We start from the raw sequence: 1,157 nt of genomic DNA, 5'->3' as shown, positions 1-1,157 counted from the left end.
CAATGTATTTACCAGTTTGAAGGGGATCATCTCTCTTATCAAATAATATTTTATTTGTATCCTTTTCCACATCCATTATTGATCCATCAGGTGTATAAATTTCATAAGTTTCTTTATTCATTTTTAATCCTTTCTAACCTATACATAAACCATTTTTCATAATGATAGTGGTAGCTAATCTGCCTATGAAATTCATTTACTCTTTGATCCCATGTTCTTTAGCATAAGCTCTTATCTTAGCTCTAAGTTCTTCTGGAAAATTATAACGATTAATAGCAGGGATTCTAGGATCAAGGAGTTTATCAAGTCTATGTCTTTTATAATACCATTCTAGCTTTTCAGGTGTGAAATAATAAGGGGCATTAGGATAACCTTGAGGAGGGGTTAGGGCTGCGAGTTTGGCAGTTAAAATCATAGAGTCTATTTTTAATTGTGCATCATTCCAATCATTTGGGATATCATAACCATAAGCATTTACCATGCCATTAGAATACCCATCCATATAACGATCAAATTTCCTTCTGCTTTCATAAGTAGAATCTATATCTCTTGGATCTTTTATTTTACCCTCAACCACATCACTCCTTAAGGCTTTATATATATCTCCAAATTCATCTTCAGAAATTTGATATTCGTTATAATCAATCACCCAATCTACTCCCATAATCTCATCTATAAAAGGAAGCATACCAAATTCATCAGGCTTTAAAGTCTTAGCCAAAGTTTTAATTTCTTGTTCTCTTAAAGCATTTCTATGCACACCTACTAAACCACTGCCTACTGCAATATCTGCATAACCATAAATCGCACCTAATAAATTAGGTTTATCCAGTATGCTACTTCCTCCACTTAGTTGTATATAAAGTATGGTTGCTTGAATAAATCTTGCATTAAAACCATTTTGAGACATATCATTGGCTAGATATTTATAATCACCCAATATACCTGCTGCCATACCCCATTCATTATGAAATAAACTTGATCTTAAACTATTTTTATTATCATCTACTTTTCTATACAATTCTTCATATTTAGGATCTACATTTCCTTTTTCATCCACAGTTCCTATAGCATCATAAGGTATATCTATAACAACACTTCTTATACCACTTCTAATCACTAAATATTTATATCTTTCTTTTTTAGTTTTTAGTGAA

The 1,157-nt window shown here is 31.4% G+C and carries 1 protein-coding gene; it reads right to left on the bottom strand.

Going from position 1 to position 1,157, the window contains the following annotated elements; genetic code table 11:
• Positions 1-196: 196 nt before the first annotated feature.
• The coding region (locus H2279_RS08550) for a hypothetical protein (protein ID WP_337196281.1) at positions 197-1,157 on the bottom strand (961 nt) is incomplete at its 5' end.

This window comes from Campylobacter sp. B0100352/1, from assembly GCF_020135855.1.
In the GTDB taxonomy this organism is placed as follows: domain Bacteria; phylum Campylobacterota; class Campylobacteria; order Campylobacterales; family Campylobacteraceae; genus Campylobacter_D; species Campylobacter_D taeniopygiae.
Note: the sequence above shows the minus strand (reverse complement) of the source record. Positions and strands in the feature narration are given on the sequence as shown.